This window comes from Lactobacillus sp. WILCCON 0058, assembly GCF_057198005.1.
The window spans coordinates 1,447,378-1,461,581 of record NZ_JBUBHM010000001.1 but is presented as its reverse complement, the minus strand read 5'-3'; the positions used below and the strand labels follow the sequence as shown (position 1 = coordinate 1,461,581).

Genomic DNA, 14,204 nt, shown 5'->3' with positions numbered 1-14,204 from the left:
AGCAGTAGAAAAAGCATAAAGAAAAAGGATTGAGCACTCCAGCTCAATCCTTTTCTTGTTCTTTTGTCATAATTAATTATTTGGCTTCATAGTGGAAATTCGGGTCCAGTTCCTGGTCGATCTTTTGCCAGGCTTCTTCCAGCTGCTGGTTGTAGGCAGCTTCAGTTTCAGGGGTCAATTTGGTCTTGCGGTCGATAACGATCGGGTCGCCGAAATTGATTTCCATGCCTTTTCTTTTTAATACCCCTTTAAAAGTAAGCGGACCTTGGTAGACAGCCGGGACCAGGGGCCGGCCGGACATTCTGGCGATAACCAGGGCACCGGATTTAAGGGAGGCTGAGTGCCGGGTGCCGGAAGGAAACATGATCAAAGACAGGCCTTCTGACTTTAAGCCCTTGACCGGGATCTTGATGACAGAAGGACCCGGGTGCTCACGGTTGACCGGGAAGGCGTGGGCATTGTTTAAGATCCAGCGGAGGACAGGATTTTTAAAAAGCTCCTGCTTGGTCATGAACATGAATTCCGTGGGGCTGGCGGCCAGGGCAAACAGAATCGGCTCCCACCAGTTTCGGTGCGGGGCAACCAGGATGTAGGTGCCTTCCGGCAGTCTTTCCTTGTGGTGGACATGCAGGTGGCCGTTTAAGACCCAGACGATGAAGCGGACAATCGGTCTGAAAATACGATAAAGCATAAAAGAACCTCCAAATGATGTAGAATAAATTATAACACATCTAAGAATAAGGGACGGGCTTCAGAATTACATGATTGAACTTAAGGAAAACGAACGCATCGATTACATGCTGGGCGAGCAGCTGAAAATTATCCAGGACGGGCAGTCTTTTGCCTTCTCCCTGGATACCCTGCTTCTGGCTTACTGGGCCAAAGAAGCCATCAAAAACCGGTCCAAGGTCGTTGAACTCTGCAGCGGCAACGCGGCAGCCAGCCTCTACATGGCCGCTTTTAACAAGGCCCATTACGACGATGTTGAACTGCAAGAGGACATCGTTTCCAAGGCCAGGCGGTCGGTTGAATTAAACAACATGCAGGACCGGATCACGGTTCACCAGGGAAATGTCAAAGACGCGGGGAGCTTTTTGCGAAAAGACAGCTATGACGTCGTCGTGGTCAACCCGCCATATTTCAAGGCTCCAGCCGGTCACAAGCTGAACCCGGACCGGTCTAAAGCTATTGCCCGCCATGAACTGGAGATCAACTTGGAGGAAATTATCGCCGTCTCAGCAGGCCTGTTGAAAATGAAGGGGAAGATGTTCATGGTTCACCGGCCGGAACGCTTGGGTGAGATCATCAATTACGGCTTTAAACATGACTTAGTCGTCAAGACTGTCCAGCCCTTTGTCTCCAGAAGAGGGCAAGACGCTAATTTAGTCATTGTCGAGGCAGTCAGAAGCGGGAAGGGCGACGGGCTGGTTTTGCGCGATGCGATCGAAGTCCATGAAGCTGATGGGAGCAACACTCCGGCAATTAAGAAGATTTTAGAGGCCAAATTGCCGGAGGAAAAGCATTACTTTTATGTTCTCCTGTGCAGCGATGGCAGCTTTTACGGCGGCTACACCAACGATTTAAACAAAAGGCTACAGGCTCATAATTCCGGCAAAGGGGCCAAATATACCAAGAGCAGGCGGCCGGTTGAAATGATCTATCATGAAGAGTACGCCGACAAGTCAAAAGCAATGCAGCGGGAATATTGGTTCAAGCACCATGACCGGGCCTGGAAGGAAAAATTCCTCAAAGAGCAGGGGGTTAATTTTTAGGCGGAAAAGCTTGCGTTTAAAGGGAAAATCGAGTATGATAGACAAGCGTGCGATTGCACGCTAGAAAACACATCAAGAGCGATCGGCATTCAGGTGCCTAAAGACAAACGGTTGAATGCTGAAATGAACGCTTGAGAGGAAATAACCTAGGAGGAATTTATTTATGTCAGTTGTATCTATGAAGCAATTGCTTGAAGCTGGTGTACACTTTGGTCACCAAACCAGAAGATGGGACCCGAAGATGAAGCCATACATCTTCACTCAAAGAAACGGGATCTACATCATCGACTTGCAAAAGACCATCAAGATGCTTGACGACGCCTACAACTACGTTAAGGCAGTTGCTCAAGACGACGGTGTTTTCCTGTTCGTTGGTACCAAGAAGCAAGCTCAAGAAGCAATCGCTGAAGAAGCTACCCGCGCAGGCCAATACTACGTCAACCAACGTTGGTTGGGTGGTACTTTGACCAACTGGACTACTATCCAAAGCCGGGTTAAGCGTCTGAAGGACTTGAAGAAGATGGCTGAAGACGGCACCTTCGACGTACTGCCAAAGAAGGAAGTTGCTTTGCTGACCAAGGAAATGGACAAGCTGCAAAAGTTCCTGGGCGGTATCGAAGACATGCCACGGATTCCTGACGTAATGTTCGTCGTTGACCCTAAGAAGGAAAAGATCGCCGTTCACGAAGCCAACAAGCTTGGCATCCCAGTTGTAGCCATGGTTGACACCAACACTGACCCAACTCCGATCGACGTAATCATCCCTTCAAACGACGACGCTATCCGTGCTATCCGCTTGATTGCCGGTGCTATGGCTGACGCTGTAATCGAAGGCAAGCAAGGTGCAGATAACGCCGACGTTGAAAAGGAATTGTCTGAAAGTGCTGAAGAAAACTCTGCTGAAGAAGTAGACGATGCTGAATAATTTGTCGTAAACTATCTTTAGAAGAATTCTGTTATTTAGTTTGACCTGGAGGACTTTTTTAAATGGCAAACATTACTGCTAAGCAAGTCAAGGAATTGCGTGAAACTACTGGTGCCGGCGTCATGGACGCCAAGAAGGCCCTGGTTGAAGCCGAAGGCGACATGCAAAGAGCTATCGAAATCATCCACGAAAAGGGTGAAGCAAAGGCTGCCAAGAAGGCTAACCGGATCGCTGCTGAAGGTTTGACTGGCGTTTACGTTGACGGCAACGTTGCTGCTATCGTTGAAGTTAACGCTGAAACTGACTTCGTTGCTCAAAACGAACAGTTCAAGACTTTGGTCAACGAAACTGCTGAAACTATTGCCAAGGGCAAGCCAGCCAACAACGAAGAAGCTATGGCATTGACCATGCCTTCAGGCGAAAGCCTTGAAGAAGCATACGTAAATGCTACTGCTACTATCGGTGAAAAGATTTCCTTCCGCCGTTTCGCTGTTCTTGAAAAGACTGATGACCAACACTTTGGCGCTTACCAACACAACGGCGGCCACATCGGCGTCTTGACTGTTGTTGAAGGCGGCGACGAAGCTTTGGCTAAGCACATTGCAATGCACATTGCCGCAATGAGCCCAAAGGTTCTGTCATACAAGGAACTTGACCCAGCTTTCGTTCGCGAAGAACTGGCTCAACTCAACCACAAGATTGACCAAGACAACGAATCACGTGCCATGGTCAACAAGCCAGCTTTGCCACACCTTAAGTATGGTTCAAAGGCTCAATTGACTGACGAAGTCATTGCTCAAGCTGAAGAAGACATCAAGGCAGAATTGAAGGCTGAAAACAAGCCAGAAAAGATCTGGGACAAGATCATCCCAGGCAAGATGGCCCGCTTCATGCTGGACAACACCAAGGTTGACCAAGAAAACACCTTGCTCGCCCAACTTTACGTTATGGACGACAGCAAGACTGTTGAACAATACCTTGACTCAGTCAACGCTTCCGTAGTAAGCTTTGTTCGTTTCGAAGTCGGCGAAGGCATCGAAAAGAAGCAAGAAGACTTTGCTGCTGAAGTTGCTGCACAAATGAAGAACTAATTTCTTCTAGCAAGAAAAAGGATGGGGAAACCCATCCTTTTTTTGTGGGCAAATTAACTTTTGCAAATTTAAGCTGGTGAAATAGCGTAAATAGGAGAGACAGTTTTCTGTTTTATGGTAAAATAGTTAGAGCTAATTAGGAGGGCATTATGAGTCAAGTTAAATATCATCGTATCATTTTGAAAATTTCCGGCGAAGCTTTGGCCGGGGAAAAGGGAACTGGCATTGACCCAACTGTGATCAAGAAATTGGCACATGAAATCAAGCTGGTTCATGACATGGGCGTGCAGATCGGCGTCGTTTGCGGCGGCGGCAACATGTGGCGTGGTGAAACCGGGGCCAAGCTGGGCATGGAAAGAGCCCAAGCTGACTACATGGGCATGCTGGCCACGATCATGAATGGTCTGGCCTTGCAAGATGGTCTGGAAACTGCTGGCGTGCCAACCAGACTGCAAACTTCAATCTCCATGCGGCAAGTTGCTGAACCTTACATCCGCCGGGTGGCAATCAGCCATATGGAAAAGAACCGGGTCGTTATCTTCGGCGGCGGCACTGGCAACCCTTACTTCTCAACTGATACCACGGCCGCTTTGCGGGCAGCGGAAATCAACGCTGACGTGATCTTGATGGCCAAGAACGGGGTTGACGGGGTCTACACGGCTGACCCGAACCTGGATCCAAGTGCCAAGAAGTTTGCTGAACTGACCCAGCTGGACATGATCTCCAAGGGCCTGCAAGTCATGGACAGAACGGCCAGCTCCTTGTCCATGGACACCCATATTCCATTGATTGTCTTCAACGTCAACACTCCAGGCAACATCAAGCGGGTGGTTGAAGGTGAAAACATCGGAACCATTATCAGAGGTGACAAATAATGAACAACGAAACGATTGCTAAAGCCAAGAGCAACATGAACAAGTCCATCGAAGTCTACCAGAGCAATCTGGCGACTGTCCGGGCCGGGGTTGCCAACGCTTCCCTTTTAGACCGGGTGATGGTTGAATACTACGGGGTACCGACTCCGCTGGTCCAAATGGCCGGGATTACCATTCCAGAACCACGGGTTTTGATGATTACCCCTTACGACAAGACTTCTTTGAATGATATTGAACACGCCATTTTGGCCTCTGACCTGGGCCTTACTCCGGCCAATGACGGTAACGTTATCCGCCTGGTTATCCCGCAACTTACTGGGGAACGGCGGCAGGAAATTGCCAAAGAAGTTGGCAAGCTGGCTGAAGAAGCCAAGATTGCTGTCCGCAATGTCCGCCAGGAAGCCATGAAGGCTTTGAAGAAGCAGGAGAAAGACGGCGAAATCACTGAAGACGAAGAACGGCGCCTGGAAAAGGAAGTCCAGAAGGTCACTGACGAATCAACCAAGAAGATTGACCAAATGGCTGACAACAAGCGCAAGGAAATCACTCAGGGTTAATTATGGATAAGAATAAGCAGCTGAATCATTTGGGGATCATCATGGACGGCAATGGCCGCTGGGCGAAGAAGCGGCACATGCCGCGCTTCATGGGCCACAAGGCCGGGATGGACAACGTTGAAAAGATTGCGCTCGCGGCAGATGAGTTGGGAATTAAAGTCCTGACTCTTTATGCTTTTTCGACGGAAAACTGGGCCAGGCCCAAGGATGAAGTCAATTATTTGATGAACCTGCCGGTCAAGTTTTTTGACAAGTTCATGCCCCGCCTGCAGGCCCACAATGTGAAGGTCAACATCATGGGCTATCTGGATGCCTTGCCGGACTCAACCAGAGAAGTTGTTGAGCGGGCCATGGCAGAAACGGCTGAAAACACTGGCCTGGTATTGAATTTTGCCTTCAATTACGGGTCAAGAAAAGAAATCGTTTCAGCCGTGCAGGCTTTGGCCAAAGAAGCCGCCGAAGGAAAAATTCAGCCTGGCGAAATTACTGAAGACATGGTATCCGCTAAGCTGATGACCGCCAAGTTCGCTCCGTACTCTGACCCGGACCTTTTGATCAGAACGTCTGGCGAGCAGAGAATCAGCAATTTCCTGCTCTGGCAGATTGCGTATTCAGAGCTTGCCTTTACGGACAAGGCCTGGCCGGACTTCGATGAAAACGACTTGGCCGAAATGGTTAAGATTTACCAGCACCGGGACCGGCGCTTTGGTAAATTAGATGAAACAGATAGTTAGGTAATATGAAACAAAGAGTAATTACAGCAGTTGTTGCTTTATTGATTTTTATCCCGGTTTTGATTGCCGGGGGCATGTGGATTGATTGGCTGGCTGCCTTTCTGGCCGCTGTCGGCATCAGTGAAGTCTTCTTGATGAAGAAGCAGATTCTGGTCTCAGTTGACTTTACCCTGGCAGCCCTGGCCACCTTGACCTGGACCGTGCCCAACTCCTTCTTCGGCTTTTTGCCAAAAAACTGGAGCAAGTGGGGCGTATTCTATGCCTTGGTAATGCTGCTCTTGACCTGGACGGTTTTGTCCAAGAACAAGACGACTTTTGATGACATCGGCGTGTACGTTCTGTCAAGTTTGTACATCGGGACTGGTTTCCATTACCTGGCAGCGATCAGAAACAGCGATCCGGCCCACGGCTTGTGGCGGCTGCTGTTTGCCTTCGTGATCGTCTGGACGACTGACACGGCTGCTTACATGGTTGGCCGCAAGTTCGGCAAGCACAAGCTCTGGCCAGTGATCAGCCCGAACAAGACCTGGGAAGGGTCAATCGGTGCCGTGATCATCGCGGTTATCGTTACCGCGATTTACGTCAACCTGGCTCCAGTCGGTGGCGACAAGACCAGCTTGATCATTGCTTCCTTCTTCCTGTCAATCGTCGGCCAGATGGGCGACCTGGTTGAATCAGCCTACAAGCGCTTCTACGGCGTCAAGGACTCCGGCAAGATCTTGCCGGGCCACGGCGGGATCCTGGACCGGTTTGACAGTACGCTTTTTGTTTTGCCAATCGTTGCCCTGATCTTTGGAATTTAGGAGGTAGCCGTGAAAAGTATTCTAGCCTTCATTATTGTTTTTGGCCTGGTGGTCTTTGTTCACGAATTTGGACACTTTTTCGTGGCGAAAAAGGCCGGTATTTTGGTGCGCGAATTTTCAATCGGCATGGGGCCAAAACTGGTTCAGTGGCGGCCCGGACAAACCACTTACACCATCCGCTGGCTGCCTTTAGGCGGCTATGTCCGCCTGGCCGGCCCCGATGAACAGAGTGAAATCGATCCTGGGACGGCTGTTGTCTTGGAACTGAATGAGGCTGGAATTGTCACGCGAATCGATGCTTCAGAATCGGACCTGCCGATTGAAGGCCGCCCCTTGCGGGTGACCAAGGCAGACCTGGTTGATGACTTGACGATTGAAGGATATGAAAACGGGGATGAGAGCCAGCTGGTGACCTACAAGGTCGACCATGACGCGACCATGATCGATGAAACGGGCACTGAGCTGCAGATTGCCCCCCGGGACGTGCAGCTGCCGGCGGCCAAGCCTTGGAAGAAGCTGGCAACCTCTTTTGCCGGACCTTTCATGAATATCGTTTTGGGCTTTGTGGTCTTGATGATTTACAGTTTTGCCTCAGTTGGCCCGGCAACGACGACTGTCGGTCAGGTAGCGGCCAATTCCCCGGCCCAGCACGTTTTGCAAAAGGGTGACCAGATCGTGGCCATCAATGGTCAGAAGATCAGTACTTTTGACCAGGTCAGCCAGGCAATCTCTTCTTCCAAGGGCAAGACCATGACTGTCAAGGTCAAGCGGAAGGGGAGCGAAAAGTCAGTCAAGCTGACGCCAAAATACTCAAAGAAGACTAAGTCTTACCTGGTTGGTATCGTTGCCCAGGCTGACAACTCATTTTCCGCTAAATTGAAGCGGGGCTGGGATTTGAGCTGGCAGGTGACGGGGATGATCTTCCAGGCCCTGGGCAACTTATTCAAGCACTTCAGCTTAAACAAATTGTCCGGTCCAGTCGGGATCTACTCGGAAACCTCTAAGGCAACTTCCATGGGTCTGACCTACATGTTGGCCTTTGTCGGCATGCTGTCCATCAACCTGGGGATCGTTAACTTGATTCCGATTCCCGGCCTGGATGGGGGCAAGCTTTTGCTGGAACTTATCGAGCTCCTGCGGGGCAAGCCAATTCCAGAGGAGCATGAAACAGTCGTTGACTTGATCGGGGTGGTCTTCTTGCTGATTTTGATCATCGCGGTAACGGGTAACGATATCTACCGCTACTTTATCAAATAGTCCTTAAAATAATAAATGTTTAGGAGAATTTAGTTAATTATGCGTCAATCAATCTTTTTCATGCCGACGCTGAAGGAAACTCCAGCCGACGCGGTTGCCAAGAGCCACCAAGTAATGCTGCGGGGCGGCTACATCCGGCAGGTTACGGCTGGTGTCTACTCATACCTGCCGCTGGGCTACAAGGTCTTGCGCAAGACTGAAAAGATCATTGAAGAAGAAATGGCCAATGCTGGCGTGGTTGAAATGATCATGCCGCACATGCTGCCAGCTTCAATGTGGGAAGAATCAGGCCGTTTGCCGAAGTACGGTCCGGAAATGTTCCGTTTGAAGGACCGGCATGGCCGGGAAATGTTGCTAGGGCCGACCCACGAAGAAACTTTTACTGAAGTTGTGGCTAAGAGCCTTAAGTCATACAAGCAGATGCCTTTGCATCTTTACCAGATTCAAACCAAGTTCCGGGATGAAAACCGGCCACGTTTCGGTCTTCTCCGGGGCAGAGAGTTTGTCATGCTGGACGGCTACAGCTTCGCGGCCAGCCGGGAGCAGCTGGACAAGCAGTTTGAAGACGAAAAGGCAGCTTACCTCAAGATCTTCAAGCGCACGGGCGTTGAAGTGCGGCCAGTTATTGCTGATTCCGGGACCATGGGCGGCAAGAACTCCACTGAATTCCAGGCACCTGCCGCTGTTGGCGAAGACACTATTGCCACCAACGCTTCCGGCACTTACGCCGCCAACTTGGAAATGGCGGTCAGTGTTGACACCTTCAAGCAAGAGCCTGAAGAACTGAAGGCAATGGAAAAGGTTGCTACTCCAGGCTGCGATACAATTGACAAGCTGGCTGAATTCTTGCAAGTGCCAGCAACCAGAATCGTCAAGAGCATCCTCTACATCGTTGATGAAAAGAAGAAGGTTCTGGTTTTGATCCGGGCTGACAAGGAAGTCAACGAAGTCAAGCTGACCCACCTCTTGGACTGTGACAGCTTGCGGGTTGCTGAAACTAGCGACTTGGAAGAACTGACCGGGGCTGGCAAGGGCGGCGTTGGCCCGGTAAACGCTGACTGGGCTGACGAAATCGTGGCTGACGAAACCGTTAAGGGCCTTTACAACGTGGTTGTTGGCGCGGGCGAAAGCGATGCCCAATTCATCAATGCCAACCTGGACCGGGACTTCAAGGCTGACCGCTTTGCTGACCTCCGGGTTGCCAATGAAGGCGAACCAGACCCGGTTGACCATGAACCACTGCAGTTTACTACCTCAATTGAAGTTGGTCACATCTTCAAGCTGGGGACCTACTACACGGAAACCATGGGGGCCAAGTTCCTGGACCAAAACGGCAAGTCCCAGCCAGTTATCATGGGCTCATATGGGATCGGGGTTACCCGTCTGCTTTCAGCCGTTGTTGAACAGCACGCGACTGAAAACGGGGTTGCCTGGCCAAAGGAAATCGCGCCATTCGGTATTCACATCATCCAGATGAAGATGAAGGATGAAATTCAAAGCAAGCTGGCCGAAGACCTGGAAGCCAAGTTTGCCAAGTATGACGTCCTTTATGACGACCGTAATGAACGTCCAGGCGTTAAGTTCAACGATGCTGACCTGGTTGGCGCGCCAATCAGAATTACTGTTGGCCGCGACGCTGCTGACGGGATCGTTGAAGTCAAGCGCCCAGGCGACGAGCAAGCACAAAAGCTGGCCGTTACCGATCTGGAAGACTTTATTGCCAGCGAATTAGATTAGGATTGAACTCTCGTGACTGATAAAAACCAACTTTTTCTCAAATTGTTAAAACAGGTCGGCTTCCCGGCAGGGGCAGCTGACGAAGCGGTTTTACAGGCAGGGGAGATAAAAAACGTGGATGTCTACAGAAAAGAACGTAGATGGGATATCCACGTTTTTTTTACTACTCCACTGCGTTTTGAAAGCTACAACGCCTTGAACCAGGCGATTAAGCATGAATTTAACGACTTTGTCGACACCCGCCTGTTCGTTGAAACAGCAGACGGCCAGCAGCAGTACCTGCCAGACTACTGGCACTACGCGGTTGAAAATTCAGAAGTCTTGTCCGCCAATCCAGCTGCTCAGAATTTCCTGGTCGGGCAAACGCCCCATGAGGATAGCGGCCGCTGGATCATTCCGATTAACGGCCAGCTTTTTGACAAAATGCTGGAGCAGCGGCTTTTGGACAGTTTCTCTTTAGAACTGCGCGACTATGGCTTTTTTAACGTCAAGCTTTTAACAGAAGTTGACGAACAGGGCGGGCAAAGTGACTTTGAAAGCCTGGCCCAGCTGGTGGAAGCCCATGAAAAAAACATGCAGGAAGCCTTCCAGCAGGCCCCGGCCAAGCCAAAGCCAGCTCCCCGGCCTAGCTACCAGGGCCGGCGGGGCAAGAAGGCCAGTTTTGGCCCAGGCGCCATCAGTGACAATGCTGAAATCACTCAGCTGAAAGACCTGTCAGAAGATCAACGCAGCGCCGTTGTCGAAGGCCATGTCTTCAAGGCGGAAATGCAGGAACTGCGGTCGGGATCCTTTATTTTTAATGGGGAAATGACTGACTATACCGGTTCTGTCTCCTTTAAAAAATTCGTCCGTGATTCTGACAAGGAAGAAATCGAATACCTTAAAGGAATCAAGCCTGGTGTTTGGATCCGCATGCAGGGCAGCCTTAAAGATGACCAATATGCCCATGACTTGATCTTCAACATCTACAGCATGGAATTAACCGAGCACGTAGGCCGGCAAGAAGCCTACCAAGGCGAAGAAAAGCACGTGGAGCTGCATGTCCACACCAACATGAGCCAGCTGGACGCTACTGCTGACGTGGCAGACATCATCAAGACAGCCAAGAAGTTCGGCCAGCCCGCCATTGCGATTACTGACCATGCTGACTTGCAGGCCCTGCCAAATGCTTTTGAAGCGGGCAAAAAGAACGGGATGAAGGTCATTATGGGCCTGGAAGCCAACATGGTTGAAGACCACGGTCTGCTGGTTTTAAACCCGGCACATATGCGGTATGAAGACCAGGAATTCGTCATTTTCGACGTTGAAACGACAGGTTTGTCCTCGGTTTATGACACGATCATTGAAATCGGGGCCGTCAAGATGAAAAATGGGGAAGTGATTGAACGCTTTGATAAATTCATCAATCCCCACCACCCTTTGTCTGAAACCACGATCAATTTGACCTCGATCACCGATGAAATGGTCCAAGCAGCTGATGACGAAGCTGTCGTGATCAAGCAGTTCATGGACTTTTATGGCAATGATCCCCTTTGCGGGCACAATGTCCAGTTTGACGTGGGCTTTGTCAACGCTGCCTTGAAGCGCTGCGGCTATCCGGAAATCAGCCAGCCGGTTGTCGACACTTTGGAAGTTTCCCGCCTGCTGCACCCGGAACAATCCCGCCATACCCTGGACTCGCTTTGCCGCAAGTACAATGTGGTCCTGGAACACCACCACCGGGCCAACCAGGACGCTGAAGCAACCGGCTACTTGATGTTCAAGCTTTTAGATGCCTTTAATGACAAGTACCAGGAAGACGACCTGGGCAAGATGAACGACTACAGCAACGGTGAAGGCTACAAGCGGGCCCGGCCGACCCATATTACAGTCCTGGCCCAAAACCAAAAGCCTGGCCTGCGGAATTTGTATGAACTGGTTTCCTTGGCCGGAATCAAGTACAACTTCAAGGGGCTGAGAACACCCAAGTCAGAACTTCGCCGCTTGCACGCCGGCCTTTTGTACGGGTCTGCCTGCAGCCAGGGGGAAGTCTTCATTGCCATGATGCAGAAGGGCTATGAAGAGGCTAAAAAGAAGGCGGAATTTTACGACTTTTTGGAAATCCAGCCGCCGTCAAACTATTCCAGCTTGATCGCGGATGGCTTGATCGCCGATGAAAGCCAGCTGGAAGAAATTTTGACCAACATCTATAAGCTGGGCAAGGAGCTGAATAAACCAGTCGTAGCAACCAGTGATGCTCACTATATTGACAAGCATGAAGCCATCTACCGGGACGTTTTGCTGGCTGCCCAAAGGGGTAACCCGAACCGGAACAAGCAACACCCGGACCTGCACTTCTATACTACCCAGGAGATGCTGGATGAATTCAGTTTCATGGGTGAAGAAGTTGCTAAAGAAGTGGTCATCAGCAACCCAAACAAGATCAATGCCATGATCGATGAAGGGGTGCAGCCAGTCCAAGACGAGAGCTTCCCGCCAAAGATTCCGCATACTGCTGAGCGGGTACGCAAGCTGACCTATGACAAAGCTCATGAACTTTATGGTGACCCCTTGCCGGACAACATCCAGGCCCGGCTTGACCGGGAGCTTGATGCCATTATCGGTAACGGCTACGGGGTCGTTTACCTGATTTCCCAGATGCTGGTAGCCAAGTCAGTTAAAGACGGCTACCTGGTTGGTTCCCGGGGCTCTGTCGGTTCCAGTCTGGTCGCGACTATGATGGGGATCACGGAAATCAACCCGATGCCGCCCCATTACCGCTGCCCGAAGTGCAAGAAGTCAGAATTTTTTGAAAATGGCGAATATGCTTCAGGCTTTGACTTGCCGGATAAAAAGTGTTCTGACTGCCAGGTCATGATGGTTAAAGACGGACAGAACATCCCATTTGAAACCTTCCTCGGCTTCCACGGCGACAAGGTGCCCGACATCGACTTGAACTTCTCCGGTGACTACCAGCCAGTTGCCCACAACTTCATCAGAGTTATGTTTGGGCCAAACCACTCCTTTAAAGCCGGTACGGTTGGTACCCTGGCTGATAAAAAAGCGATCGGCTATGCCAAGCACTACCAGGATGAGCACCCGGAAATCAAGATGAACAACGCGGAAGTCGACCGCCTGGCTATTGGGGTTACCGGGGTCAAGGCCACGACTGGCCAGCACCCGGCCGGGATCGTCGTTTTGCCGGATGACAAGGATATCTATGAACTGACTCCTTTGCAGTATCCATCAGATGATATTTCCAAGGAGTGGAAGACGACCCACTTCGACTTCCACCAGATCCACGACAACCTCTTGAAGTTCGACATCCTGGGCCACCAGGACCCGACCATGATCAGAATGCTGCAGGACTTGTCCGGGATTGATCCTTTGACTATTCCAACCGATGACCCCAAGGTCATGTCCCTCTTCTCCAGCCCGGAAGCTTTGGGGGTTACTCCAGAGCAGATCAATTCCAAGACCGGGACCCTGGGTCTGCCGGAATTCGGGACGCCTTTTGTCCGGGGGATGCTGGAAGAAACCAAGCCGTCAACTTTTGCCGAGCTCCTGCAGATTTCCGGCCTGTCCCACGGGACGGACGTCTGGCTGGGCAATGCTGAAGAGCTGATCAATAACGGCACTTGCAAGTTAAAGAGCGTGATCGGCTGCCGTGACAACATCATGACTGACTTGATCCACTGGGGAGTCAAGGAAGAAGTCGCCTTTTCGACCATGGAAACTGTCCGGAAGGGGAAGGGGATTTCTGATGAGAATATGGCCGTCTTAAAGGAAAACAAGAACATTCCAGACTGGTACATTCCGTCTTGTTTGAAGATCAAGTACATGTTCCCGAAGGCCCACGCGGCCGCCTATATCTTGATGGCCCTGCGGGTAGCCTGGTTCAAGGTCTACTATCCGGAGATCTACTATGCCGCCTACTTCTCAGTCAGAGCCGACAAGGTTGACCTGGAAGCCATGAGCCGAGGTAAAAATACAGTTGTCGCCTTGATCAACCGGATCAAGGAAAAGGGGACGGCGGCCACCAAGCTGGAAAAGGACCTGCAGACCTATATGGAACTGGTTAACGAAGCAATTGAGCGGGGGATCAATTTCAAGATGGTTGACATCAACGAGTCTGAAGCCACGACTTACAAGATCGTTGACAAGCACACCATCCTGGCTCCTTTTAACGCGGTTGACGGCTTAGGTGACTCCGCGGCCAAGCAGATCGTGGCTGCCCGCAGTGAAGCCCCATTTTTGTCAAAGGAAGACTTGCAGGTACGAGGCAAGGTCTCCCAGAAGATCATGGACTTTTTTGAAAACAACAATGTCTTAGAAGGGATGCCTGACCAAAACCAACTTTCCCTCTTCTAAGAGCTTCCTATTTACAAGTGGGAAAAATTTTGTTATAATCTTTTTCAGATCGAATATGGTAAATTCGAGTGAGCAGCAATGCTCACTCTTTTTATTACGGAGG

Annotated in this window: 11 protein-coding genes; 10 read left to right on the top strand and 1 reads right to left on the bottom strand. The window is 50.6% G+C overall.

The genetic code is table 11. From position 1 onward, the window contains the following. Nucleotides 1-76 precede the first annotated feature (76 nt). Nucleotides 77-691: a lysophospholipid acyltransferase family protein gene (locus ACYVUU_RS06755; RefSeq protein WP_439776224.1), complete on the bottom strand. Its 615-nt coding sequence runs from the start codon at nucleotides 689-691 to the stop codon at nucleotides 77-79. 70 nt (nucleotides 692-761) lie between these two features. Between ACYVUU_RS06755 and ACYVUU_RS06750 the strand changes: the two genes are divergently transcribed. The 10 genes from ACYVUU_RS06750 (at nucleotide 762) to ACYVUU_RS06705 (ending at nucleotide 14,101) form a co-directional block, all read left to right on the top strand. Then, the gene (locus ACYVUU_RS06750) at nucleotides 762-1,772 is read left to right on the top strand and encodes a GIY-YIG nuclease family protein (protein ID WP_484500411.1); all 1,011 of its coding nucleotides are present in this window, start codon (nucleotides 762-764) and stop codon (nucleotides 1,770-1,772) included. A 163-nt stretch (nucleotides 1,773-1,935) separates the two neighbouring features. Next, on the top strand, nucleotides 1,936-2,697 hold the full coding sequence (gene rpsB, locus ACYVUU_RS06745; protein WP_270447754.1) for a 30S ribosomal protein S2: 762 nt from the start codon (nucleotides 1,936-1,938) through the stop codon (nucleotides 2,695-2,697). 62 nt (nucleotides 2,698-2,759) lie between these two features. After that, on the top strand, nucleotides 2,760-3,788 hold the full coding sequence (tsf, locus tag ACYVUU_RS06740; RefSeq protein WP_439776222.1) for a translation elongation factor Ts: 1,029 nt from the start codon (nucleotides 2,760-2,762) through the stop codon (nucleotides 3,786-3,788). A gap of 149 nt (nucleotides 3,789-3,937) precedes the next feature. Beyond that, nucleotides 3,938-4,663, top strand: a complete 726-nt coding sequence (gene pyrH, locus ACYVUU_RS06735) for a UMP kinase (RefSeq protein ID WP_296226799.1) — start codon at nucleotides 3,938-3,940, stop codon at nucleotides 4,661-4,663. Next, nucleotides 4,663-5,220 carry a ribosome recycling factor gene (gene frr / locus ACYVUU_RS06730; RefSeq protein WP_050890309.1) on the top strand — a complete coding sequence of 186 codons (558 nt, stop codon included), beginning with the start codon at nucleotides 4,663-4,665 and terminating at the stop codon, nucleotides 5,218-5,220. The genes pyrH and frr overlap by 1 nt, the downstream gene beginning before the upstream one ends. Before the next feature lie 2 nt (nucleotides 5,221-5,222). Next, nucleotides 5,223-5,954, top strand: a complete 732-nt coding sequence (gene uppS / locus ACYVUU_RS06725; protein WP_484500410.1) for an undecaprenyl pyrophosphate synthase — start codon at nucleotides 5,223-5,225, stop codon at nucleotides 5,952-5,954. A 5-nt stretch (nucleotides 5,955-5,959) separates the two neighbouring features. After that, nucleotides 5,960-6,757, top strand: coding sequence for a phosphatidate cytidylyltransferase (locus ACYVUU_RS06720; protein ID WP_439776090.1), 798 nt, complete (start codon nucleotides 5,960-5,962; stop codon nucleotides 6,755-6,757). 9 nt (nucleotides 6,758-6,766) lie between these two features. Beyond that, entirely contained in the window at nucleotides 6,767-8,014 is a 1,248-nt protein-coding gene (gene rseP / locus ACYVUU_RS06715) for an RIP metalloprotease RseP (protein ID WP_439776089.1), read from the top strand. 39 nt (nucleotides 8,015-8,053) lie between these two features. Next, nucleotides 8,054-9,751 carry a proline--tRNA ligase gene (locus tag ACYVUU_RS06710; RefSeq protein WP_439776088.1) on the top strand — a complete coding sequence of 566 codons (1,698 nt, stop codon included), beginning with the start codon at nucleotides 8,054-8,056 and terminating at the stop codon, nucleotides 9,749-9,751. Nucleotides 9,752-9,763: 12 nt separating this feature from the next. After that, on the top strand, nucleotides 9,764-14,101 hold the full coding sequence (locus tag ACYVUU_RS06705) for a PolC-type DNA polymerase III (protein WP_484500409.1): 4,338 nt from the start codon (nucleotides 9,764-9,766) through the stop codon (nucleotides 14,099-14,101). The last annotated feature ends 103 nt before the right edge of the window (nucleotides 14,102-14,204 follow it).